The organism is Aquibium pacificum (assembly GCF_040839445.1).
Lineage (GTDB): Bacteria > Pseudomonadota > Alphaproteobacteria > Rhizobiales > Rhizobiaceae > Aquibium > Aquibium pacificus.
In genome coordinates this window covers 44,282-65,379 of record NZ_JBDPGJ010000007.1, presented here as the reverse complement: position 1 = coordinate 65,379, position 21,098 = coordinate 44,282, and the positions used below count along the sequence as shown (strand labels likewise).

Sequence of the window (21,098 nt, the reverse complement as noted above, 5' to 3'; positions counted from 1 at the left end):
CGAACCCCCGTTTCCTGATGCGGATGGCGACCGGTATCATCGGCCCCGATCGGGGATTATCGCAAGCAGGTTTCCATCGTCTGTCGCCGAGACGACGATGCCCGAAACGATTGCGATGCGGTGGGACACCGGTGCGGGAAGGGAAACGATGTCCGATCCGCGGGCGGTCAAAACGACGATGCCGCGCCGGTCGACGGTGGGAAGCACGAGGTCCGCGATGCCGTCGCCGTCGAGATCGCCGGTTGCCGAAAGTCCGAGTTCGCGCGAGCCAATCACATGGTTGGAGAAGCCCCGTGTCTCGTCGGGCAGGACCTGGAGGCGTCCGTCCTGGAACCGCGCCATGCGCAGCATGCCGCCGATATGCGGGGTTTCAACCCACACGATCAGGGGCGACTGCGAGCCCCAGTACCTGTCGATGCCGGCGATGTTGAGCCAGCGGCCGCTGCGGCCAATCTCCGGCGCGACGTCGAGTTGCAGCAAGGCGCCATCGCGGAGGCCGTAGACGGCGACCGCGGCGCCCCGGATCAGCGAGGATCGGATCGCCACCACCTCGTTCGTCCCGTCGCCGTCGAGATCGGCGATCCGCGGCGTCAGGTCCTCGAAGACGTGCGTATCGGGAAGTACGAATTCCAGTTCCTCGCCGGATCGCGTCTCGACCTTCAGGCCGCCCGCTTCGATCGCGTCCCCGAGCACGCCATGGCCATAGCGACCGGTCGGGCGCGTGTACCAAGCGCGGGCAATGTCCCCCGAGGCGGCAGAGGCCACGGCCCCGTCGGGCAGCCCGCCGGCAGGCGGCTTCCCGCGCTCCGGCATGGCGTTCGCGGGCGTGAGGCAGATCAGCCGGTCCGGACAGGCATCGAGGCGAAAGACAGAGCCCGCGATCGTCTTGAGGAACACCGCGTCTGCGGAAACTGCGATCCGCTGGACCGGCGCCGGGGTCCCGATCGCGCGGAGTTCGCCGGCGCATGCGCCGCCCGCCGCCACGAGCAGCGACAGGAATGTGGCAAGACGTCTCAATCGCGTTCCAGTATCTCCGTTCGCGTGATGCGGATGCCGAATCCCTCCAGCCCGACGTAATGGCGTTCGCGCGAGGCCATCAACTGGATGGAGGCGATGCCGAGATCGCGCAGGATCTGCGCGCCGAGCCCGATTTCACGCCATTCGCTTTCCCGGCGAACCGCTTCCTCATGGTTTTCGCCGCCGCCCTGGCCTGGACGGTAGCGCTCGTGATGGCCGACGCCGACCGAGCCTTCGCGCAAATAGACGATAACCCCGCGCTTGCGCTCGCCCATGATCTTCATGATGCGCTGCAGGCGGTCCGTCCTGCCGAAGATGTCGAGCACGACGTCCTCGGGGTGAAGCCGGACCGGCACGTCCTCGCCGTCGCGAATGTCGCCGAAGACGATGGCGAGATGGTGCATCGGGTCCCACGGCAGCGTGTAGGTGTGGGCGCGCGCCGGCCCGCCGGGTGTATCGATTTCGAAGCTCTCGATACGCTGGACGAAGCTCTCCTGGCGCTGGCGATAGGCGATCAGATCGGCCACCGAGACCTGCTTCAGGCCGTGCGAGTCGGCAAAGGCCGTCACCTGCGGTCCGCGCATGACGGTGCCGTCGTCGTTGACCAGTTCGCAAATGACGCCGACCGGCGGCAGCCCGGCGAGCTTGCAGAGATCGACCGCCGCTTCGGTGTGGCCGGAGCGCATGAGCACGCCGCCCTCGCGCGCCACCAGCGGGAAGATGTGGCCAGGGCGCACGAAATCCGATGCGCCGACATTTCCATTGGCGAGGTTGCGCACAGTCAGCGTCCGGTCGTCGGCCGAGATGCCGGTGGTCGTGCCGTGCTTGAAGTCGACGCTGACGGTGAAGGCGGTCGAGTGCGGGGCGTCGTTGTCGGCCACCATCGGCTGGAGGTTCAGGCGGCGGGCTTCCTCGCGCGGCATGGGCGCGCAGACGATGCCCGACGTATGCCGCACGATGAAGGCCATCTTCTCGGGCGTGCAATGCACCGCCGCCACGATGAGGTCACCCTCGTTCTCGCGGCCGTCGTCATCCATGACAACGACGATCTCGCCGCGCTCGAACGCGCGCAGGGCTTCGACGGTTTTTTTCTGATCGTAGGGCATGGGCTCACTTCGTTCGCGGCAGTCGGCAGTCGGCAGTCGGCAGTCGGCAGTCGGCAGTCGGGAATAGGATAGCTCGGGATGGAAGGAAAGACGCAAAGGCGATCGGTCGGGGAGGCCAGAAGGCGCGATCGCTCCCCCTACTGCCGACCGCCGACTGCCGACTGCCCACCCCCCACCTGCCCCCGGTGCCGCAGATAGTGGTCCGCGATGGCGCAGGCGACCATGGCTTCGCCGATTGGGACCGCGCGGATGCCCACGCAAGGATCGTGGCGGCCCTTGGTGGTGACTTCGACGTTCTTGCCGTCGAGGTCGATGGATTGGCGGGGGCTGAGGATGGAGGAGGTCGGCTTGACGGCAAAGCGCGCGACGACGGGTTGGCCTGTCGAGATCCCGCCCAGGATGCCGCCGGCATTGTTTGACAGGAAGATCGGCCGTCCGTCGTTGCCCATGCGCATCTCGTCGGCGTTCTGTTCCCCAGTGATGCGCGCGGCCTCGAAGCCGTTGCCGATCTCGACGCCCTTCACGGCGTTGATCGACATCAGGAGCGAGGCGATGTCCTGGTCGAGCTTGCCGTAGATCGGCGCGCCGAGCCCGGCCGGCACGCCTTCCGCCACGATCTCGATCACCGCGCCCACCGACGATCCGGCCTTGCGGATGCCGTCGAGATAATCGGCGAAGACGGGAACCGAGTTCGGGTCCGGGGTGAAGAAGGGGTTTTCCGGATCGTCGGTGAAATTCCAGTCCCAGTTCGCCCGGTCGATCGACTTTTCTCCCATGGCGACCAGCGCGCCGCGCACCACCAGCCCCGGCACGACCTTGCGGGCGATGGCGCCCGCAGCCACCCGCGCCGCCGTCTCGCGCGCCGAAGAGCGCCCGCCGCCGCGGTGGTCGCGGATGCCGTACTTGGCCTGATAGGTATAGTCGGCGTGGCCCGGTCGGAACTGCCGCGCGATCTCGCCATAGTCCTTCGAACGCTGGTCGACGTTCTCGATCATCATCGAGATCGGCGTGCCGGTCGTCACCAGCGTCTCCCCATCCTCGTGCGGAACGAAGCCCGACAAGACCTTCACCGCGTCGGGTTCGCGGCGCTGCGTCACGAATCGCGATTTTCCTGGGCGGCGCCTGTCGAGTTCGGCCTGAATGTCGGCCACCGTGAAGCGGATGCCGGGCGGGCACCCGTCGACGACGCAGCCGAGCGCCGGACCGTGGCTCTCGCCCCATGTCGTCACTCTGAAGAGATGGCCGAAGGTGTTGTGCGACATGGCGGGCGCGCTAAGTATCCAGACGGCAGGCGCCTGCCGCAGCGGCCGCGCCCCGCCGCCTTCTATTGGCCTTTGCCGAACGGGTCAAACGGTCGCCGGGGAGGAATTAGTTTTGACACAATCCCCGTATTTCTGCTCTCTTCCAATCCGATCCCCAATACCGTCCGGGACCAGCCGGACCAGCAAGAACGAGGTTTCCCATGCGCATCCTGCTGTCCGCCCTGTCGGCGATCCTCCTGATGTCCGCCGCCGCCTTCGCCGACCAGACCGAAGGCACGATCAAGTCCGTCGACGAGGAGAAGCTGACGATCACGCTGGAAGACGGCCAGACCTACAAGCTCCCCGGCGAAGTCGACCTGGCGGGCATCGAGCCCGGCATCGACATCGTCATCGCCTTCGACGTCATCAACGGCGTGAAACAGATCACCGACATGGCGGTCTACGAATAAGGGCCGTCCGCGGCCAAGCCTACTGCCCGGCGGCTCACAGCCAGTCGAGCCGCCCCCCTGCGAAGCGCAAGATCCTGTCCTGCGGGACGTCCAGCATCTCGGCCTCCGCGCGGCTGGCCGAGCCGGTCTGCAGGAAGATCGAGCGGATGACGCCGCCATGGGTGACGCAGACCGTGTCGCGGTCGATCGCTTCGAACCACGGCCGGACACGCTCCGAGAGCATTTCGTAGTTCTCGGCCGACGCGCCCGGCGGCAGGAACCCCCATTTGTCGCGCTCGCGCGCCTCCTCCGAGCCAGGAAAGGCCTTCTCGACCTGATCGATCGTCAGGCCCTGCCAGTCGCCGAAATGCAGTTCCATGAGCCTCGGTTCAAGCCGGTAGCCGTTCGGTTCCAACCCGAGTTCCGTTCGGACGATGTCCATCGTCTCGCGGGTCCGCCTGAGCGGGCTCGCGACATAGTCGAACCGCGCCGGTTCATCGATCAGTTCGGCGAGCCTGCGGCCGTTGCCGTGCGCCTGCGCGCGGCCGGTCGCGTTGATGTCGACGTCGTGCTGGCCCTGAAACCGGCTTTCGACGTTCCAGTCAGTCTGGCCGTGGCGGACGAAGTAGACGAGCGGGGCCATCGCTTCCTGGTTCCGGGACGGTCGGAGCGCGTGAGGTCGCGCGTCAGTCCTTGACGGTGGAGATGTCCGGCGCGTCGACGGATTTCATGCCGACGACGTGATAGCCCGAATCAACGTGATGCACCTCTCCGGTGACGCCGCGCGACAGGTCGGACAGGAAATAGAGGCCCGAATCGCCGACCTCCTCGATGGAGACAGTGCGCTTCAAGGGCGAGTTGTATTCGTTCCACTTCAAAATATAGCGGAAATCGCCGATGCCGGAGGCCGCGAGCGTCTTGATCGGGCCGGCCGAGACCGCGTTGACGCGGATGCCGTTTCCGCCGAGATCGACCGCGAGATACCGCACGCTGGCCTCCAGCGCCGCCTTGGCGACGCCCATGACGTTGTAGTGCGGCATCACCTTCTCGGCGCCGTAGTAGGTCAGCGTCAGGATCGATCCGCCATTCGTCATCAGCGGTTCGGCGCGCTTGGCGACGGCCGTCAGCGAATAGACCGAGATGTCCATGGTGCGCAGGAAATTCTCACGCGTTGTCTCGACATATCGTCCGTCGAGTTCCTCCTTGTCGGAAAACGCGATGGCGTGGACCAGGAAATCGATCCCGCCCCAGCGCTCCTTCAGGCCATCGAACACGGCGTCCACGGTCGCAAGGTCGGTGACGTCGCAATGGCCTGCGAGATGGGCGCCCAGTTCCGCAGCGAGCGGACCGACGCGCTTCTTGAAGGCGTCGCCCTGATAGGTCAGCGCGAGTTCGGCGCCCTGGTCGGCGCAGGCCTTGGCGATGCCCCAGGCTATCGAACGGTTGTTGGCGATGCCCATGATCAGGCCGCGTTTGCCGGCCATCAGACCATTTCCCGTCGCCATCGCATTCTCTCCCGGACTGACTTGCTCGCGGCACTGCCTATCGCACAGCGATCTTGCCGGGACAAGCGGACCGGTCAGCCGTGCGGCATCAGTGCGCCGTGCGGCGGGCCAGGGATTCCAGTTCGGTCCGCTGGTCCTCGGGCAGCATGATGCGGACGTGCACGTAGAGATCGCCCTCGCCGCCGGTCTTTTCCGGCAGGCCGCGGCCCTTGAGACGCAGCACCTTGTCGGAGCCGGACCATGCGGGAACCGCCACCGCGAGCCTGCCCTTCACGGTCTCTACCGGAACCTTGGCGCCAAGCACCGCATCCTTCAGGTCGACGTAGAGGTCGAGGTGAAGGTCGCGGCCCTCGATGCGGTAGCGCGGATGCGGCCGGAACCGGAGCTTGATCAGCGCGTCGCCGCCGTTCTCGCCCTGGCCCTTGAGGCGGATCGTCTGGCCGTCCTCGACGTAGCGCGGCAACTTCACGGCCAGCTTGCGACCGCTGGGGAACATGACGTTGACATGCGCGCCGGTCGCGGCTTCCTCGAGCGAGATGTCGAGCGCCGCCGTGGTGTCGGCCGGGCGCGGCCCGGCGCGGCGATTGCCGGGACCGGTAGCACCCGCGCCGCCACGGCCGAAGGCCTGCCCGAACAGTTCGCTGAAAATGTCCTCCGAACCGAGGCCGGCGCCATCGGGTCCGCCGCTGCGGAATTCGAAGCGCGTGCTGCCGGCGCCCGGCCCGCGCCGGAAGCCAGAAAACGGATCTCCATGCGCCGCGCCCTCGAAGCCCTGGAAGCGCGGCTTGCCCTCGGCATCGATTTCCCCGCGGTCGAAAGCGGCGCGCTTGGTCTCGTCGCCGAGAATCTCGTAGGCCTGGTTGGCAGCGTTGAACCGCTCCTTGGCCTTCGGATCCTCCGGGTTCTGGTCCGGATGGTATTTCTTGGCGAGCTTGCGGAACGCGGACTTGATGTCCTTCGCGCTCGCGGACTTAGCCACGCCCAATGTCTCGTAGGGATCACGCATGTGAGCTGCCTGTGGTGAAAGGAACCTGGATTGCCCTCAATATGAGGATTCTAGGAAGAAATTCCAGTTTTTGCGGCGGGATTTCGCCGCAAAATGATGGATGCTCAGGTTGCCTCGAAGGCGCGGGTGAACCAGCTGCCGTCCTGCGCGAGGCAGACCTCGGCAGAATAGAGCGCCACCCCCTGAAAACTCTCGCGCGAGACCGTGAATCGGCGGCAGAGCGACGCCTCCTCGCGTCGTTCGACGATGCGGCTGATTTCGCCGCGCGACCCGGTGTCGGGATTGGCCCAGTAGAGCCGACCGTCCCGCAACGCGTCGAGATTGGCGGAGGACACCGCGTTGCGGATCGACACCTCGTCGGAAAGCCTCTCGGCATCGGGGGCGGGCGCGCGGGAGCGGGAACTGGCAGTCGCGCTCGTGGTGATGCTGGTGTCGACCGCGAGACTGTCGAGGTCGAGCCCCTTGGACGCGCAGCCCGACAGCATGGCGACACCCACGGCGGCAGCAGCGAGCGAGCGGCTGGCACAGCCGAAAACCGCCCGCGGACCGTCCGAGAATGCTTGAACGCGCCGCGACAATGGGCCATCTCCTTCCCAGGCCTCACCACCTCCCCGGGAAACAATGGCGGAAACAGAGTTAACGAAGCATGACTTCACCGAAAGCGCGGAGCCGTTCCGGCTCTTCGCCGAGTGGCTGGCCGATGCCGAGAAGAGCGAGCCCAACGATCCCAACGCGGTAGCGCTGGCGACCGTCGACCGGGACGGCCTGCCCAACGTGCGCATGGTGCTGCTCAAGGGTTTCGACGAGAAGGGCTTCGTCTTCTACACAAATTTCGAGAGCGCCAAGGGCGCGGAACTGCTCGCCTCCATGAAGGCGGCCATGTGCTTCCACTGGAAATCGCTGCGCCGCCAGGTGCGCATCCGCGGCTCGGTAGAGATCGTGTCGGCCGAGGAGGCGGACGCCTACTACGCCTCGCGACCGCGCGGCAGCCGCATCGGCGCCTGGGCATCCAAGCAGTCGCGTCCGCTCGAAAGCCGATTTGCGCTGGAGAAGGCCGTGGCGGAGTTCACCGCGCGCTACGCCATCGGCGAGATACCCCGCCCCGAACACTGGTCGGGCTTCCGCCTCAAACCGCAGGCAATGGAGTTCTGGCATGACCGCCCGTTCCGCCTGCACGATCGCGTTCGCTTCGAGGGCCGGGACGGTGGCTGGGATAAGACGCGGCTTTATCCGTGAACGGGTAGGCTGTCAGTTGCCGCGCCGGCCGCGGCCGGAATAGCGCAACAGCCTGATCGCGGTCGCCACCGCGATGCCGAGAAGCGGCCATTTCGCCCAGAATTCTCCGCTCCAGGTGAACAGGTTGATCGCAGTCACGACGATCGCCACGATCGCAAGACCGGCGAATTCCTTCGGTATCGGAAACCTGGCGGCGACGTCTCCGCCTTGCGACGGCACCGGCGGCGCGTTGCGTCCCCAGGACTCCCGCTCGGGCGCATGCGGCTGCTCGGGCGTTTCGTGCCGCCGCGGCTTGGCCGCCTCGTCGCCGATCCGCACGGAGTAGCTCGGCACGCGCTCTTCGATGTTCTTGACGGATAGGTCGCCGAGGAAATCGAAGCTGACGGCGACCTTGTTGCGGACCTGCTCGTAGACGGTGTTCGAGATCAGGATGCCGCCCGGCTCGGCCTCCGATTGCAGCCGCGCGGCGATGTTGACGCCATCGCCGTAGATATCGTCGCCGTCGGCTATGACGTCTCCGAGATTGATGCCGATGCGAAAGAACATGCGCGCTTCCTGCGGGCGCGCGGCATTGCGCTGGGCGAGCTCGTTCTGCACGTCGATGGCCGCGCGCACCGCCTCGACGACGCTGCCGAACTCGGCGATGACAGCATCGCCCCAGGTGTTCACCACCCGGCCGTTGTGCGTCTCCACCAACCGCCCCATGGCCTCGCGGTACTGCTTGAGCGTGGCGAGCGTGCCTTCCTCGTCATGCTCCATCAGGCGCGAATAGCCCTGCACGTCGGCGGCGAAAACCGTCGTCAGCTTACGTATCGTTGCGGCCATGGGCGGGATCCTTCGGCTGGCAGGAAGGATGTAGCCAATCCTGGCGGTGGATGCCAGCGGTGCAGGACGGCGCCGGAGGGACTACGCGTATTCGTCCAGGGTCGCGCGGACCTCGAAAAACGGGCGCGGACCGGAGGCCGGCCGAGTCCTTCCGGTACATTTCGAGACCAGTTCCAAGATCAGGCCGTGTTGACCCTTGGATGGCGTGATCGTCGCGGAATGTTAACCGACGCTTATTCCGCGGCTGCTTCGATCCGGGAGCTCGGCGTCGTGCCGAGGGCCGAGAAATAGAAGTCGAGCATCGAGTTGAGCGGCGCCGGATCGCGCAACAGGCGGCTGCGCAGTGCGGCGCCCTCCCAGCAATTGACGACGAGGTTCGCCATGTGGCGCGGATCAGCGCCAGGCGGCAGATCGCCGCTGGCTTGCGCTTGCTCCATGCAGTCAGCAATTCGGCCGGCGATGGCGCTCAGGCACGCCTCGATCTTTTCCTGGAAGGCAGAGCTCACTCCTGAAAGCTCCTGCCCGAGGCCGCCGAGCATGCATCCGAGATAGCCGTCTTCGCGATACTTGTCGCGCGTGGACTCAAAGAACTTGCGAACCCGGTCGAGCGGTGGAAGCGATTGGTCGCCGAGCGACTCGTCAAGGCCACGGTGGACCTCATCCATGTAGCGCTCAATCACCTGCAGGGCAAAATCCTCCTTGCTGGCGAAGTGATGATAGAACGAACCCTTCGGCACGCCTGTCTCCTTGAGCACCGCCTGGATGCCAAGATCGTTGTAGCCGTGGCGTAGGAGCATGGTCAGTCCCGCGTTGAGCATGCGTTCCTTGGTGGAGTAGTTCATGGAAAAACCGTCCGATGCATCGTTCCTTCTACGTGAGAGGTCGGTCGCCTCGTCCCGAAGGTCAAGGCCGTCCCGCTCAATGCGGGACGGCTCCGCGGAAGGCGCTTCATAAATCGGTCGATCCGAGCGCCTCTTGAGCGCAGCACCGGCGTCTCCTCGGACCACCTAGAACGGTGATGGCGCCGGTGTCTGGCCGAGTTCCGGCGCGCCGCGGATCAGTGCCGGTGTTCGGGCGGTGCGAAGAGGATCAGTTCCACGCGATTGTCGCCTTCGACATAAGCGTCGTGGCCAGGCGGAATCTCGAAAAAATCGCCCGGCGCGATCGTCGTGCTTGCCCCGGTACCGAGCATGCGGACCACGAGAGTACCGGCGATACAGTAGCCGGTGTGGTGCATCGGACAGGAGTCCGGATTGCCGAGAAGAGGCTTTTCGTTCTTTTCCCAGGTCCAGCCCGGCTCGAACACCGCGTGCATGCCGGCCGCTCCGGTCCCCATTTTGACAATGGCGATACCACCGCATTCCTTCATGTCGAGCACTTCGTCGGGTTTGTCGAAGCGCCGCGTCTCGATGGCTGTGGTCATGACGTCATCTCCTCTCTGCTGACTGCTGACTGCTGACGAATAGCGCCGGAACAATAGTCCGCTCCGGCACTATTAGACCGGTCGGTCTAGAGAGAAGATCGCACGTGAAAAGGCGGGCGTCAATCACCGCAATCAGAATCGGTGGCGTAGCCGATCAACGTCGGCGCGCAAGGATCGAGGGGCTGCTCCCTGGCAGGAGTGCCGCAACCGTCGCCTCCCGCGTGGTCGCCCGCAGTGTCCGGACTTAGCCGTAGTATCGCTGACCTCGACGACCGAGGTGGTGCGAAGCTCTCATCTACCGAGAATGGCGCACCCTCGCGAGGCTCATCGATGGCCCCACGTTCCGCTACGCCCTCTTGCGGCTCATGAACGCCATGAACGCCTGGCGGGCCTCGTCGGACTTCAGCCGTGCGCGGAAGTGGGTGCCTTCTTCCTGGATGCGGGCCACGAGGGGTTCGCGGTCGCCGCGCATCAGGTCGCGGGCGATCTTGAGCGCCTCGGGCGGTTTGGCGGCGATCGCCTCGGCCGCCTTCAGGGCGGCGGCTTCCAGCTCGTCCTCGGCGACGACGGCGTAGATCAGGCCGGCGGCCAAGGCCCGTTCTGCCGAAAAACCTTCGCCGAGACCGAGCAGCGCGAAGGCCTGCTGGCGCCCCAGCACCGCCGGCGCGAGCAGGCTGGAGCCTGCTTCGGGCACCAGGCCGAGATCGACGAAGGGCGTACGGAACTCGGTGCGGGGTGTGGCGAAGGTCAGGTCGCAGTGCAGGTTGATTGTCGTGCCGATGCCGACGGCGATGCCGTCGACCGCCGAGACCAGCGGCTTCTGCGACTTCGCCAGCGCCAGCAAGAAATCATAGACCTCCATGCCACCCTCGCTGCCGGTCGCCACCGCCATGAAGTCGGAAAGATCGTTGCCGGAGGAGAATGCCCCCGGCACCCCGAGGATCAGGTGCACCCGCACGGACGCATCGGCGTCGCCGTCCGTCAGGGCCTTGGCCATCGCGGCGTACATGGCGCGGGTAATCGCATTCTTCTTGTCCGGACGGTTCATCCGGATGATCTGCACCGGGCCTTGCCGCGCGATGTCGATGTGGTCAGTCATTTCTCTTCTTCCCCGGTCAGCCCAGCGCCTTCGCGGCTTCGGCGAGGCTGTCGGCGCCGTCGATCACCCGTTCGCGCAAGGCGGCCGTCTCGCCGGCCAGGTTTTCGGCGAAGAAGCGGCAGAGGGCGATGCGGTCCGGGGCCTTGGACGCCACCGCGCCGCGGCCGAGATAGGCCGCACCCGCGGCGAGCGCGAAGAGGCGGAGATAGGGCGTGGCGCCGGCGAGCGCGGCGTGCATCTTCCCGTCCGTGTGGCAGCCCTGAAGGAAGCGCGTGGCGGCATCGAGATCGTCGAGCGCGGCGGAAATCTTTTCTCCCGTGCGGCCGAACTCCGGCAGGTTCGAGGCGCGAACGGCCTCGGCGTCGGCGCGCAGTTCGCCGATGTAGCCAGCGACATGATCGCCGCCGCCGGTCGGCAGCTTGCGCACCACGAGGTCGATCGCCTGGATGCCGTTGGTGCCCTCGTAGATCGGCGCGATGCGCGCGTCGCGATAGAGCGCGGCCGCGCCCGTCTCCTCGATGAAGCCCATGCCGCCGTGGATCTGCACGCCTATCGAGGCAACCTCGACGCCGACATCGGTCGGAAAGGCCTTCGCCACCGGCGTCAGGAGATTGGCGCGGTCCTGCCAGTGGCGCGCCGCATCGCCAGCCTTGGCGCGGGCCATGTCGGTGGCGTGGGCGCAGGAGTAGGCGATGGCGCGGGAGGCCGCTGTCAGCGCCTTCATGGTCAGAAGGTTTCGCTGCACGTCGGGATGGAGAACGATCGGCGCCATGCCCTCGCCCGTGAAGCCGGGCGCCTTGCCCTGCCGCCGGTCGACGGCGTAGGCGTGCGCCCGCTGCCAGGCGGCTTCGGCGATCGCCACGCCCTGCATGCCGACGGCCAGGCGGGCATTGTTCATCATGGTGAACATGCAGGCGAGACCCTTGTTCTCCTCCCCGACAAGGAAGCCAACAGCGCCTGGCTCGCGATCCTTCGCGAAGCCGTCGCCGTAGATCATGGTGCAGGTCGGCGAGGCGTGGATGCCGAGTTTTTCCTCGATCGAAGAACAGAAGACGTCGTTGCGCGCGCCGGGATTGCCCTCCCCGTCGGGCAGGAACTTCGGCACCAGGAACAGCGATATGCCGCGCGTGCCGGCCGGCGCATCGGGCAGGCGCGCCAGCACCAGGTGGACGATGTTGTCGGTGAAATCGTGCTCGCCGAAAGTGATGAAGATCTTCTGGCCGAAGATGCGGTACGTGCCGTCGTCCGCCCGCTCCGCCCGTGTCCTGAGTGCGGCAAGATCCGAACCGGCCTGCGGCTCGGTCAGGTTCATCGTGCCCATCCACTCGCCCGACACCATTCTGGGAAGATAGAGCGCCTTCAGTTCCTCGCTGGCGTGCTTCTCGATCGCCTCGACCGCGCCCATGGTGAGCGTCGGCCCAAGCGCGAAGGCCATGGAGCCGGCATTCCACATCTCGAGCGCCGCCACCCCGAGCATCTGCGGCAGTCCCTGCCCTCCGAACTCCCCGGGTCCCGACAGCGCGTTCCAGCCGCCTTCGCGCCAGCGCCGGTAGAGTTCCTTCCAGCCCTCGGGCATGGTGACGGCTGCGTCCTGCAGCCGCGCGCCCTGCTCATCACCGATCATCGCCAGCGGCGCCACCTCCTCGCCGGCAAAGCGCCCGGCCTCCGACAGGATCGCCTCGACCAGGTCCGGCGTCAGGTCGGGGAAGGCGCCGTCCTCGATCGCCGCGCCGAGGCCGGCGATGTCGTTGAGCGCGAAGGCGATGTCCTCGACGGGGGCACGGTACATGGGTCTTCCTCCTGCATTCCTCGGCGCACGGGCGCGGTCTTTCGGCCAGCACCTACCGCGTTCACGGCTAGTGTCTTTTGACGTTTACGTCAATCAGAGCAGACGGGCGGCGCGGGCAATTCCGTGTGAGATACGGCCTGATCGCGCAGTTCGCACCCCATCATGCCTACTCGGCTGAAATGGGTCGCCGCTGCGCGGGGGTCGACCGCCTCGACCCATCCGGCTACAACTCGGGCTGAAGGAGTTCGCCATGCTTGCGCGGCCGGAAAAGTTCAGATGCATCGAATGCGGCCTGGCCTTCGGCGAGGACGGTTTCAGCAACTATTACGGCAATCTGGACAACGGCCCGGCCTACTGGTGCGATCGCGGTGTGCTGTGTTCGCCCGCATGCTCGCTCGCCCACACCCGCCGCCGCGCGGCGGACGGCACGTTGCCGAAGAGGCCGGCGGACAATCCGATGGGATGAGGAGCGACATCCTTCTAGTCGCGCTCGCTTGAAGGCTTTCCGCCGTGCTCATCCTCCCAGCGGCGGCGGGCCGCCTCCAGGTCGGCGGAAATGCCGGAAGCGCGCGCCTTCGGCAAGGATGGCAGTACCGATCCGATCCCGCTCGCGGCAAGCAGCGCATCCCCCATGATCTTGAGCGCGACCGGCCAACCCTTGCCGTGCTCGCGCTCGGCCTCGGCGTCCGGGAAACCGGTCTGGACGAGCTCGATGCGAGTGCCGTCACCATCGGGCGAAAAATCGACCGATACCGTGGAGTGAAAGTCAGTCCCGGCGAAGAGATAGGAGTAACTCAGCCGCCGCTCGGGCTCGACCTCGTGATAGACGCCCCACGGATGCTCGATCACGCCCGTCTTGCGGTTTTCCAGCCGCCAGAGCCCTCCGGGGCGCAGGTCGAGTTCGAGCACGCTTGCGCGAAAACCATGCGAGGAGGCAAACCATACCGAGACGCAGTCCGGATCGGTCCAGACTTGCCACACCAGGTCGGGCGCGGCGGCGAAACGGCGCGTGAGGCGAAGCACGTTGTGGCGGCGGTCCGCGGGGGCGGTCATGGCGTTCCTCCCTTGTCGCGCGGCGCGGCCATTCCGGCCAGAAACGCGTCCATCCGTCCGAAGGTATCTTCCCAGTCGGCGCGGCAACGGTCGATCCAGCCGCTCGCCGCGTCGAGCCCCCGCGGCGCGATGCGGCAAGGTCGCGTCTGTGCCTCGCGCCCGCGCTCGATCAGCCCAGCCTGCTGCAGAACCTTGAGGTGTTTGGAGATTGCGGGCTGGCTCATCCCGCGGCCTTCGACGAGTTGGCTCACCGTGCGCTCGCCGAGCGCAAGTTCCGCCAGAATCGCCCGGCGGGTCGGGTCGGCCAGTGCCGAGAAAGTCTGAGAGAGTGGATCAGGCATTAGTATATCCGTTCAGTTATATAACTTATCGGATATACACTTGCTGATGTCAAGCCAAACGTCGCCTGGGCGCTGGCGCGCGCGACCGGATGAGGTCGGTTGGCCAGCCGCTCCGGAGCGGCCGCCGCGTCCCGTGTCAGCTCTTCTTGCGCGCCAGCGTCGAGGTACCGCTCGTCGCCTGCTTGATCTGGCTGCCGAGCGTCGGTTCGGCCTTTGCAGCCACCTTCTCCTGCTTCGGCTTCCTGATTTCGCGGCTGCTGCGTTTCTGACCCTTAGCCATGACCGAACGTCCTTTCGATGAGTGAAGCATCCGTCGAGGTTTCGCGGATGGCTTCGAGTTCGCTCTGAGAGGTCACGCGCTCATGGCGCTCCTCGTCGTTGCGGATGCGGTACTGGGGCGAGTCGCCGCGCGGCGGAAGGGTGCGCGTGACGTGATAGATTTCCGCCAACGCGGCTGGCTGGCCGAAGCCGCCGCGGAAGCGGACCGCCTGGCCGATGGCGAAGAGATGCGTGGGCACCTCGCGGCGGGCGGGTCGAGCGGCCAGCGGCCGAGTCCTGATCGGTGTCGTGGTCATGTCTGGTCCTTTTTCAGTGCGGCGTCGAGATCGCCGGGAGTGATGGGCACCATGCGCCGCATGGTCGAGCGAACTCCGATCGCGGGCAGATGGATGAAAGCGCCGACGCGTAGCCATGCCGTGCGAGAAACCCCCTCGATCGCCTCCTCGTCATGATCGACGAGATAGTCTCCGGCCGGTTGCGGCGCATCGAAGCCGGGCAGCAGGAAGGCGGAGGAGAAGGAGACGGTGGTCTGCGTGGTTCGTGTCGTCACGGTCGGCTCCCCCGCGGCAACGCGAGCGGGCCGCTTGATTGTTCATGTCCGAACCGGAACGCCGCCGGACTGCCAGTACATCCGTGGTCAGCGCCGGGGCTTGTTTCCGTGTCCGGACAGAACGACCAGCCGCGCCTTCCGGCGCATGCGGTCGTGTTCGTGAATTCGGGGGTGAATGGCGGGTCTCTGACACCGCAACAGCCAAGTCGGCCAAATCAACGCATTTATCAGATACGCCTTGTGCGGAGGGAATGCAAGAGCGGCGATCGTGCCGAAGTGGTGGAGCCGGCGCTAAGACGACCGATGTGCACCCTTGCGGGCGCGCCGTTCAGGCGCCCGCCCGCTCCCGGTCGATCTCGCGCCAGCCGATGTCGCGGCGGCAGAAGCCCTCCGGCCAGTCGATACGGTCGACCGCGGCATAGGCTTTTTCGCGCGCATCGGCCACGGTGCGGCCGGTCGCGGTGACGTTCAGCACGCGGCCTCCGTTCGCAACGATTGCGCCGTCCCTTTCGACGGTGCCGGCATGGAAGATCTCGACGCCGCCGGCCGCCGCTTCGGCCAGGCCGCGGATCGTGCTGCCCTTCTCCGGCGTGCCGGGATAGCCAGGCGCCGCCATGACGACGGTGAGCGCCGCCTCGTCGCGCCAGCGGACCGACATGTGCCCAAGCTGCCCGTCGGCCGCGGCCTTCAAGAGCACCAGAAGGTCGTCCTTCAGCCGCATCATCAGCACCTGGCATTCGGGATCGCCGAAGCGGACGTTGTATTCGATGAGCTTGGGCCCGTCGGCCGTAAGCATCAGCCCGGCGTAGAGCACGCCGGAGAACGGCGCGCCGGCCTCGGCCATGCCGCGCATGGTGGGCTCGACGATCTCGCGCATCACCCGGTCGACGAGTGCCGGCGTCATGACCGAGGCCGGCGAATAGGCGCCCATGCCGCCGGTGTTCGGCCCCGTGTCGCCGTCGCCGACGCGCTTGTGGTCCTGCGCCGTGCCGAAGGGCAGCGCCACCTTGCCGTCGCACAGGCAGAAGAAGCTCGCCTCCTCGCCGGTGAGAAATTCCTCGACTACCACCTCCGCGCCGGCTCCGCCGAAGGCGCCGTCGAAACAGTCGTCCACGGCAGAGAGCGCCTCGTCGAGCGTCGTGGCGACGGTCACACCCTTGCCGGCCGCGAGCCCGTCGGCCTTGACCACGACGGGCGCGCCGACCTCTCTCACATATGCCCTGGCCTCCGGCGCGTCGTCGAAGCGCCGATAGGCGGCGGTCGGGATGCCCATGCGGGCGCAGAGGTCCTTCGTGAATCCCTTGGAGCCTTCGAGCCTTGCGGCCTCGGCCGAGGGACCGAAGACAGCTACCCCGCCGGCGCGCAGGTGGTCGGCGAGCCCCGCCACCAGCGGCGCCTCGGGCCCGACCGCGACGAGATCGATCGCATGTGCGCGGCAGAAGGCGAGCACCGCCTCGTGATCGGCGGTGTCCAGCGCCACGCATTCGGCATCGCGCGCGATGCCGGGATTCCCCGGCGCGGCGTAGAGCTTCGTCAGCATGGGCGAAGCGGCGAGCTTCCAGGCCAGCGCATGTTCGCGTCCGCCCGACCCGATCAGAAGCACGTTCATTGTCGCCGGTTCCTGCTCATCACCTGTCGCGGGACCGCCTAGGCTGCCGGGCGGGAAGGGTCAAGCGAAAGCGGCCGTTGCCCTGCCGGAGAGACCGGAAGGCGGTGGCCGGGGAGAAGAAACGCGCGGCGCCTTCCCTTGACGCCACCGCCCTGCCCTGCCACTCCACCGGCATGGAGACGATCCAATCCCGCGACGCGCAGGGGCGCGTCGCCGACGCGCCGAGCCGGCACTGGGTCTACCGCGTCCTGCCGCCGCGGTTCTGGCCCTATGCGCAGCTCGCACGGTGGGACCGGCCGATCGGCTGGCAGCTCCTGCTCTGGCCATGCTGGTGGTCGGCGGCACTCGCGGCAATCGCATACGCCCGGCCGGGCGATCCGGTGATGAGCCTCCTGCCTAACCCGTGGCACCTGGTGCTCTTCCTCGCCGGCGCGATGGCGATGCGCGGCGCCGGCTGCACCTTCAACGACCTCGCCGACGAAGACATCGACGCCCGCGTCGAGCGAACGCGCTCGCGGCCGTTGCCGGCCGGCAAGGTCACGCGCCGGCAGGCCTGGACCTTCCTGGTCGCGCAGGCGCTCATCGGGCTTGCCGTGCTCGTGCAGTTCAACGGCTTCACCATCCTGCTCGGCATCGCCTCGCTGGCCGTCGTTGCGATCTATCCGTTCATGAAGCGCTTCACCGACTGGCCGCAGTTCGGCCTGGGGCTCGCCTTCTCCTGGGGCGCGCTGATGGGCTGGGCCGCCGCCTTCGGGGAACTCGGCTCGCCAGCGCTCCTGCTTTACGCCGGCTCGATCCTGTGGGTGATCGGCTACGACACGATCTACGCCCACCAGGACAAGGAAGACGATGCCGTGGTCGGCGTGCGCTCCACGGCGCGGCTCTTCGGGGCACGGACGAAGCCCTGGCTGATCGGCCTCTATGGCGGCGCGCTGGTGCTGATGGGGGCGGCCTGCGCCTCCGCCATGGCGCCGTTTCCCGCGCTTGCGGGGCTTCTGGCGGCGGGTGCCCACATGATGCGGCAGGTGCAGGCGCTCGACATCGACGATCCCGACCAGTGCCTTCGCCTGTTCCGGTCGAACAATGTGGTGGGCTGGCTCGTCTTTCTCGGCTTTGTCGGGGCCGGAATCTGGGCGGCGATCAGCCCGCGGTTCTGAACGGGAACGCGCCCCTCAGGAGCGCGCGATGATTTCCTCGCCCCGGATGACGAGGCGCAGACCGAGCGTCGCGGTCTTGCGGCGGGCGAGGAAGCGCGGGCGGCGCGGCTGCGAGCCGGTGCGCTTGCGGCGCCCGACCGGCGCGGCCCGGGCCGCTGCGGAAAGCGATTCCTCCAGCGTGCGGGCGATGCCGTCCGCCTCTATCAGGAGCATCGGCAACCCGTAGGCATCGGCCCAGGCGCGCCAGTCGGCAGCGACATCGTCGAGATCGTAGGCGACCAGCAGCGGAATGCACAGCATCGGGTCGGAATGCAGGAGTTCAAGCGTGACCGTCACGCCGCCGCCCCCGTCCTCGATCGCACGCGCGGCGACGCCCCTGAAGGTGCGCGCCGGTAACAGGATCGACACGGGCAGTCCCGAGCGCTCGAGCATCCGCCGCATCACCGCGCCGCGCCGGTCGATTGTCACGGACACCTCGCCCATATCGTCGCGAGCGGCGAAGCTCGTCACCTGCGGCAGTCGGAACGGATCGAGCCGCAATGCGCGGCCAGCCCAGGCGGGGTTGGTCACCGTATTCATCATTCGCCTTCCTGCATCCCTGAGAGCCGGTTTTGCGGTCCTCGCGGGCCGATTTTCCGGCCTCTTTATGTCTTGCAGGCTAGCGCGGCAGCCTTACTGGCGGACTTAAGAAGTTGGGTTAAATTTTGCTGATCTTTTCGATGGTTAGCGGATTGCAACCAGCGCGCGCGGCAACACCAGCCAGCGTGCGCGGAAAAACCCGGCGCGACGCGCGGACGGGCAGAAAAAAAGAAAAAGCCCTCCCGGAGGGGCGGACCGGGAGGGCGCCGTCAGGCCAGGGACGGGGGACGGGCCGGACGGAGGGCTACGAAGGGGAGCAGCGGGAGCGTGGCGCAAGGTGCACCACGACGTTCAGATCCGCTTCCCGCGCTTCAGGTCTTCGTTTTGTCGGATGTCATGTTTCAGAAGCAGGTGTCCCGCTTTCTGGAGACATGCTTCAAAGCAGCATCATCTGTTCGCCGGCGCGTGCCGGCGGCTTGAAGAGGTCGATCCGAAGCGTCAGCTTCGAGCGGTTGAGGCCGAGGCGGCGGGCGGCGATCTCGAAGCGGCGGCCGATCTGCCAGGCATAGGGACCGGTGCCCTTCATGCGAGTTCCCCAGGCGGAATCGTAGTCCTTGCCGTCGCGCATCGAGCGCACCAGAGACATCACGTGACGGTAGCGGTCCGGATAGTGCCTGAGCAGCCAGTCCTTGAAGATCGGGCTTACCTCCAGCGGCAACCGCAGGACGATGTAGCCCGCCTCCCGAGCGCCCATGGCCTCGGCCGATTCGAGGATGCGCTCCACTTCGTGGTCGGTGAGGCCAGGCACGACGGGGGCCACCATGACGGAGACCGGGATACCCGCGCCGGCCAGCGCCTTCATCGCCTCGAGCCGCCGCGTCGGCGTCGCGGCGCGTGGCTCCATGGTACGGGCGAGCCGGCGGTCCAGCGTCGTGACCGAAAGTGCCACCTTCGCGAGGCCCTTTTCCGCCATGCGCGCGAGGATGTCGGCATCGCGGGTCACCAGCGCCGACTTGGTGACGATGCCGACCGGATGATCATGCGCTTCGAGAACCTCGAGCACTTCGCGCATGATGCGGTACTGTTTCTCGATCGGCTGGTAGGGATCGGTGTTGGTGCCGATTGCGATGGTTTTCGCCTGATAGCCTTCCTTGCCGAGTTCCCGCTCCAAGAGTTTCGCGGCATCCGGCTTGGAGAAGAGCTTCGATTCGAAATCCAGTCCGGCGGACAGGCCCATGTAGCCGTGCGTGGGGCGGGCGAAGCAATAGACGCAGCCATGCTCGCAGCCGCGATAGGGATTGATCGAGCGGTCGAAGGAGATGTCGGGGGAGTCGTTGCGCGTGATGATGTTGCGCGGTTTCTCTGCCTGGACTTCGGTCTTGAACGGCGGCAGATCCTCCAGCGTGTTCCAGCCGTCGTCAAAGACGTCGCGCCGGATGGCCTCGAAGCGGCCTGCCGGATTGATCCCCGCGGCGCGGCCCCGCCGGCGTTCGCCGCCGATCCTGACACCGCTTTGTTCAATCATGGCATTGGCCAATCCGCTGTCTCCGCTTGCAAAAGCGGCAATGTCCGCGCGTGCGATCTGTTCCATTTTCGTCTCCGTTCGGCGGCCCGGGAATCGTCGTTTCGATGAAACTATTCCTATCGGTGAGATGAGAACAAATCAAGAACTTTATCGTTGTGCGGTGCAGCGCTGGAATTCGGCTAATCTTTCGGCTAAGCGGGAGACATGTTGACGGTGCTCATCGAGACGCGCAACGACGAGGACGCACTCGCGCGCACGCTGATGTCGCTCGTTTCTGGCGCCGTGGAAGGCATCGTGCGCGAGGTGATGGTGCACGATCGGGGATCGACCGACCACACCGCCGCGGTCGCCGACCACGCCGGATGCGCGCTGATCCCTAACGGCGAACTCGCCAGCGGCATGCGGCGTGCCAAGGGCGACTGGCTGCTTTTCATCGAGCCCGGAGCGAAGCTTTCGGACGGCTGGATCGACGCCGTCGTCGCGCATGTCGCGCGGCGGACCACCCCCGGACGCTTCCTGCGCTCACGGTCCGCAGAGCCGAGATTCCTCTCGCGCTGGTTCACGAGAAAGCGGCCGCTCGCCGAAGGCTTGCTGGTGAGCAAGCCGCAGGCTCTGGCTAAGCTGAGACCCGGTGAAGAGGTCGAAGCCTTCGCCCGGCGCATTTCCGGCCAACGCATCCCGGCCGAGATCATCCCTGCAGAGGCGAGGCAGAACAGGCGCAGGATAGCGGATACCCGCTGACGCCCGAGGCTGTCAGGTCAGGGTGCCGCCGCGCCTGAGATGTTCGTCGAGACGCGGCATGATCTCGACGAAGTTGCACGGCATGTGGCGATAGTCGAGCTGCGCCCTGAGGATGCCATCCCAGGCATCGCGGCAGGCGCCCGGCGAGCCGGGCAGCACGAAGACGAAGGTCTGGTTGATCAGGCCGGCAGTCGCCCGGCTCTGGATCGTCGAGGTGCCAATCTTGTCGTACGAGATGCGGTGAAAGACTTCCGAGAATCCGTCCATGCGCTTCTGAAACAGCGGCTCCAGCGCCTCGGGCGTGACGTCGCGGCCGGTGAACCCCGTCCCGCCCGTGGTGATCACGACGTCGATTGCGGGATCGCGCGACCAGTCCATTACGATTCCCGCGATCTTTCCCGCGTCGTCCGTGACGATCCGGCGGTCGGCGAGGCGATGGCCGGCGTCGGCGATGCGCTCGGCGAGCGTGCGCCCCGACTTGTCGTCGTCCAGCGTGCGCGTGTCGGACACGGTCAGGACGGCGACGCCGACCGGAATGAAAGGCCGGATCTCGTCGAGTCGCTCCAGG

At 66.6% G+C, this 21,098-nt stretch carries 26 protein-coding genes; 5 read left to right on the top strand and 21 right to left on the bottom strand.

Translation table 11 applies throughout. The annotated features are described in order from the left end of the window. Positions 1-36: 36 nt before the first annotated feature. The 3 genes from ABGN05_RS25395 to aroC all read right to left on the bottom strand — a co-directional run bounded on the left by ABGN05_RS25395 (position 37) and on the right by aroC (position 3,385). The gene (locus tag ABGN05_RS25395) at positions 37-1,017 is read right to left on the bottom strand and encodes a hypothetical protein (RefSeq protein WP_367956817.1); all 981 of its coding nucleotides are present in this window, start codon (positions 1,015-1,017) and stop codon (positions 37-39) included. Then, positions 1,014-2,123: a 3,4-dihydroxy-2-butanone-4-phosphate synthase gene (gene ribB, locus ABGN05_RS25390; RefSeq protein ID WP_367956816.1), complete on the bottom strand. Its 1,110-nt coding sequence runs from the start codon at positions 2,121-2,123 to the stop codon at positions 1,014-1,016. Before ribB ends, ABGN05_RS25395 begins: the two co-directional genes overlap by 4 nt. A 137-nt stretch (positions 2,124-2,260) precedes the next feature. Beyond that, a complete protein-coding gene (gene aroC, locus ABGN05_RS25385) occupies positions 2,261-3,385 on the bottom strand; it encodes a chorismate synthase (RefSeq protein WP_367956815.1) in 1,125 nt (374 codons plus the stop codon). 200 nt (positions 3,386-3,585) lie between these two features. On the opposite strand from aroC, the gene ABGN05_RS25380 reads away from it, so the two are divergent. Further along, entirely contained in the window at positions 3,586-3,834 is a 249-nt protein-coding gene (locus ABGN05_RS25380; RefSeq protein WP_367956814.1) for a DUF1344 domain-containing protein, read from the top strand. A gap of 34 nt (positions 3,835-3,868) precedes the next feature. Here the strand turns inward: ABGN05_RS25380 and ABGN05_RS25375 are convergent, their stop codons facing one another. The 4 genes from ABGN05_RS25375 to ABGN05_RS25360 form a co-directional block, all read right to left on the bottom strand. Further along, positions 3,869-4,456 (bottom strand): histidine phosphatase family protein, encoded by a 588-nt coding sequence (locus ABGN05_RS25375; RefSeq protein ID WP_367956813.1) that lies wholly within the window; start codon positions 4,454-4,456, stop codon positions 3,869-3,871. Positions 4,457-4,499: 43 nt separating this feature from the next. Beyond that, a complete protein-coding gene (gene fabI / locus ABGN05_RS25370) occupies positions 4,500-5,318 on the bottom strand; it encodes an enoyl-ACP reductase FabI (RefSeq protein ID WP_367956812.1) in 819 nt (272 codons plus the stop codon). An 88-nt stretch (positions 5,319-5,406) separates the two neighbouring features. Beyond that, positions 5,407-6,324, bottom strand: coding sequence for a DnaJ C-terminal domain-containing protein (locus ABGN05_RS25365; protein WP_367956811.1), 918 nt, complete (start codon positions 6,322-6,324; stop codon positions 5,407-5,409). A gap of 104 nt (positions 6,325-6,428) precedes the next feature. After that, positions 6,429-6,902 (bottom strand): RT0821/Lpp0805 family surface protein, encoded by a 474-nt coding sequence (locus ABGN05_RS25360; protein ID WP_367956810.1) that lies wholly within the window; start codon positions 6,900-6,902, stop codon positions 6,429-6,431. Between the two features lie 43 nt (positions 6,903-6,945). Here ABGN05_RS25360 and pdxH point away from each other — a divergent pair, with 43 nt between their 5' ends. Then, the gene (gene pdxH, locus ABGN05_RS25355; protein ID WP_367956809.1) at positions 6,946-7,560 is read left to right on the top strand and encodes a pyridoxamine 5'-phosphate oxidase; all 615 of its coding nucleotides are present in this window, start codon (positions 6,946-6,948) and stop codon (positions 7,558-7,560) included. A 12-nt stretch (positions 7,561-7,572) separates the two neighbouring features. On the opposite strand, the gene ABGN05_RS25350 is transcribed toward pdxH, so the two are convergent. The 5 genes from ABGN05_RS25350 to ABGN05_RS25330 form a co-directional block, all read right to left on the bottom strand. Further along, positions 7,573-8,385 (bottom strand): adenylate/guanylate cyclase domain-containing protein, encoded by an 813-nt coding sequence (locus tag ABGN05_RS25350; RefSeq protein ID WP_367956808.1) that lies wholly within the window; start codon positions 8,383-8,385, stop codon positions 7,573-7,575. 233 nt (positions 8,386-8,618) lie between these two features. Then, positions 8,619-9,227 (bottom strand): TetR/AcrR family transcriptional regulator, encoded by a 609-nt coding sequence (locus ABGN05_RS25345; RefSeq protein WP_367956807.1) that lies wholly within the window; start codon positions 9,225-9,227, stop codon positions 8,619-8,621. A gap of 215 nt (positions 9,228-9,442) precedes the next feature. Continuing rightward, positions 9,443-9,808 carry a cupin domain-containing protein gene (locus ABGN05_RS25340; protein WP_367956806.1) on the bottom strand — a complete coding sequence of 122 codons (366 nt, stop codon included), beginning with the start codon at positions 9,806-9,808 and terminating at the stop codon, positions 9,443-9,445. A 346-nt stretch (positions 9,809-10,154) separates the two neighbouring features. After that, the gene (locus ABGN05_RS25335) at positions 10,155-10,907 is read right to left on the bottom strand and encodes a crotonase/enoyl-CoA hydratase family protein (protein ID WP_367956805.1); all 753 of its coding nucleotides are present in this window, start codon (positions 10,905-10,907) and stop codon (positions 10,155-10,157) included. 16 nt (positions 10,908-10,923) lie between these two features. Next, entirely contained in the window at positions 10,924-12,696 is a 1,773-nt protein-coding gene (locus ABGN05_RS25330; protein WP_367956804.1) for an acyl-CoA dehydrogenase family protein, read from the bottom strand. Positions 12,697-12,946: 250 nt separating this feature from the next. Here ABGN05_RS25330 and ABGN05_RS25325 point away from each other — a divergent pair, with 250 nt between their 5' ends. After that, a complete protein-coding gene (locus tag ABGN05_RS25325) occupies positions 12,947-13,162 on the top strand; it encodes a hypothetical protein (RefSeq protein WP_367956803.1) in 216 nt (71 codons plus the stop codon). Between the two features lie 14 nt (positions 13,163-13,176). On the opposite strand, the gene ABGN05_RS25320 is transcribed toward ABGN05_RS25325, so the two are convergent. The 6 genes from ABGN05_RS25320 to purD form a co-directional block, all read right to left on the bottom strand. Then, entirely contained in the window at positions 13,177-13,749 is a 573-nt protein-coding gene (locus ABGN05_RS25320; protein WP_367956802.1) for an SRPBCC family protein, read from the bottom strand. Further along, on the bottom strand, positions 13,746-14,090 hold the full coding sequence (locus tag ABGN05_RS25315) for an ArsR/SmtB family transcription factor (protein WP_367956801.1): 345 nt from the start codon (positions 14,088-14,090) through the stop codon (positions 13,746-13,748). Before ABGN05_RS25315 ends, ABGN05_RS25320 begins: the two co-directional genes overlap by 4 nt. Positions 14,091-14,226: 136 nt before the next feature. Beyond that, the gene (locus ABGN05_RS25310; protein ID WP_169858323.1) at positions 14,227-14,370 is read right to left on the bottom strand and encodes a hypothetical protein; all 144 of its coding nucleotides are present in this window, start codon (positions 14,368-14,370) and stop codon (positions 14,227-14,229) included. Further along, positions 14,363-14,665 (bottom strand): hypothetical protein, encoded by a 303-nt coding sequence (locus ABGN05_RS25305; RefSeq protein WP_367956800.1) that lies wholly within the window; start codon positions 14,663-14,665, stop codon positions 14,363-14,365. The genes ABGN05_RS25310 and ABGN05_RS25305 overlap by 8 nt, the downstream gene beginning before the upstream one ends. After that, positions 14,662-14,919: a hypothetical protein gene (locus tag ABGN05_RS25300; protein WP_367956799.1), complete on the bottom strand. Its 258-nt coding sequence runs from the start codon at positions 14,917-14,919 to the stop codon at positions 14,662-14,664. The genes ABGN05_RS25305 and ABGN05_RS25300 overlap by 4 nt, the downstream gene beginning before the upstream one ends. 328 nt (positions 14,920-15,247) lie before the next feature. Then, positions 15,248-16,528, bottom strand: a complete 1,281-nt coding sequence (gene purD / locus ABGN05_RS25295; protein ID WP_367956798.1) for a phosphoribosylamine--glycine ligase — start codon at positions 16,526-16,528, stop codon at positions 15,248-15,250. A gap of 173 nt (positions 16,529-16,701) precedes the next feature. On the opposite strand from purD, the gene ubiA reads away from it, so the two are divergent. Further along, entirely contained in the window at positions 16,702-17,685 is a 984-nt protein-coding gene (gene ubiA, locus ABGN05_RS25290) for a 4-hydroxybenzoate octaprenyltransferase (protein ID WP_367956962.1), read from the top strand. A 15-nt stretch (positions 17,686-17,700) separates the two neighbouring features. On the opposite strand, the gene ABGN05_RS25285 is transcribed toward ubiA, so the two are convergent. Together ABGN05_RS25285 and ABGN05_RS25280 are read right to left on the bottom strand one after the other, a co-directional pair. Further along, positions 17,701-18,264 carry a DUF6101 family protein gene (locus ABGN05_RS25285; RefSeq protein ID WP_367956961.1) on the bottom strand — a complete coding sequence of 188 codons (564 nt, stop codon included), beginning with the start codon at positions 18,262-18,264 and terminating at the stop codon, positions 17,701-17,703. A gap of 436 nt (positions 18,265-18,700) precedes the next feature. After that, a complete protein-coding gene (locus tag ABGN05_RS25280) occupies positions 18,701-19,855 on the bottom strand; it encodes a PA0069 family radical SAM protein (RefSeq protein ID WP_367956797.1) in 1,155 nt (384 codons plus the stop codon). A gap of 138 nt (positions 19,856-19,993) precedes the next feature. On the opposite strand from ABGN05_RS25280, the gene ABGN05_RS25275 reads away from it, so the two are divergent. After that, entirely contained in the window at positions 19,994-20,530 is a 537-nt protein-coding gene (locus ABGN05_RS25275) for a glycosyltransferase (RefSeq protein WP_367956796.1), read from the top strand. A gap of 12 nt (positions 20,531-20,542) precedes the next feature. Here the strand turns inward: ABGN05_RS25275 and moaB are convergent, their stop codons facing one another. Beyond that, positions 20,543-21,097: a molybdenum cofactor biosynthesis protein B gene (gene moaB / locus ABGN05_RS25270; protein WP_367956960.1), complete on the bottom strand. Its 555-nt coding sequence runs from the start codon at positions 21,095-21,097 to the stop codon at positions 20,543-20,545. Position 21,098 lies beyond the last annotated feature (1 nt).

Coding starts and splice junctions, on each gene's coding strand:
- ABGN05_RS25310 (WP_169858323.1), bottom strand. CDS start 14,370: ATGGCTAAGGGTCAGAAACGCAGCAGCCGCGAAATCAGGAAGCCGAAG.
- ABGN05_RS25305 (WP_367956800.1), bottom strand. CDS start 14,665: ATGACCACGACACCGATCAGGACTCGGCCGCTGGCCGCTCGACCCGCC.
- ABGN05_RS25365 (WP_367956811.1), bottom strand. CDS start 6,324: ATGCGTGATCCCTACGAGACATTGGGCGTGGCTAAGTCCGCGAGCGCG.
- ABGN05_RS25330 (WP_367956804.1), bottom strand. CDS start 12,696: ATGTACCGTGCCCCCGTCGAGGACATCGCCTTCGCGCTCAACGACATC.
- ABGN05_RS25335 (WP_367956805.1), bottom strand. CDS start 10,907: ATGACTGACCACATCGACATCGCGCGGCAAGGCCCGGTGCAGATCATC.
- ABGN05_RS25340 (WP_367956806.1), bottom strand. CDS start 9,808: ATGACCACAGCCATCGAGACGCGGCGCTTCGACAAACCCGACGAAGTG.
- ABGN05_RS25325 (WP_367956803.1), top strand. CDS start 12,947: ATGCTTGCGCGGCCGGAAAAGTTCAGATGCATCGAATGCGGCCTGGCC.
- aroC (WP_367956815.1), bottom strand. CDS start 3,385: ATGTCGCACAACACCTTCGGCCATCTCTTCAGAGTGACGACATGGGGC.
- ABGN05_RS25275 (WP_367956796.1), top strand. CDS start 19,994: ATGTTGACGGTGCTCATCGAGACGCGCAACGACGAGGACGCACTCGCG.
- ABGN05_RS25345 (WP_367956807.1), bottom strand. CDS start 9,227: ATGAACTACTCCACCAAGGAACGCATGCTCAACGCGGGACTGACCATG.
- fabI (WP_367956812.1), bottom strand. CDS start 5,318: ATGGCGACGGGAAATGGTCTGATGGCCGGCAAACGCGGCCTGATCATG.
- ABGN05_RS25280 (WP_367956797.1), bottom strand. CDS start 19,855: ATGGAACAGATCGCACGCGCGGACATTGCCGCTTTTGCAAGCGGAGAC.
- pdxH (WP_367956809.1), top strand. CDS start 6,946: ATGGCGGAAACAGAGTTAACGAAGCATGACTTCACCGAAAGCGCGGAG.
- ABGN05_RS25285 (WP_367956961.1), bottom strand. CDS start 18,264: ATGAATACGGTGACCAACCCCGCCTGGGCTGGCCGCGCATTGCGGCTC.
- ABGN05_RS25375 (WP_367956813.1), bottom strand. CDS start 4,456: ATGGCCCCGCTCGTCTACTTCGTCCGCCACGGCCAGACTGACTGGAAC.
- purD (WP_367956798.1), bottom strand. CDS start 16,528: ATGAACGTGCTTCTGATCGGGTCGGGCGGACGCGAACATGCGCTGGCC.
- ABGN05_RS25315 (WP_367956801.1), bottom strand. CDS start 14,090: ATGCCTGATCCACTCTCTCAGACTTTCTCGGCACTGGCCGACCCGACC.
- ribB (WP_367956816.1), bottom strand. CDS start 2,123: ATGCCCTACGATCAGAAAAAAACCGTCGAAGCCCTGCGCGCGTTCGAG.
- ABGN05_RS25320 (WP_367956802.1), bottom strand. CDS start 13,749: ATGACCGCCCCCGCGGACCGCCGCCACAACGTGCTTCGCCTCACGCGC.
- ABGN05_RS25350 (WP_367956808.1), bottom strand. CDS start 8,385: ATGGCCGCAACGATACGTAAGCTGACGACGGTTTTCGCCGCCGACGTG.
- ABGN05_RS25380 (WP_367956814.1), top strand. CDS start 3,586: ATGCGCATCCTGCTGTCCGCCCTGTCGGCGATCCTCCTGATGTCCGCC.
- ubiA (WP_367956962.1), top strand. CDS start 16,702: ATGGAGACGATCCAATCCCGCGACGCGCAGGGGCGCGTCGCCGACGCG.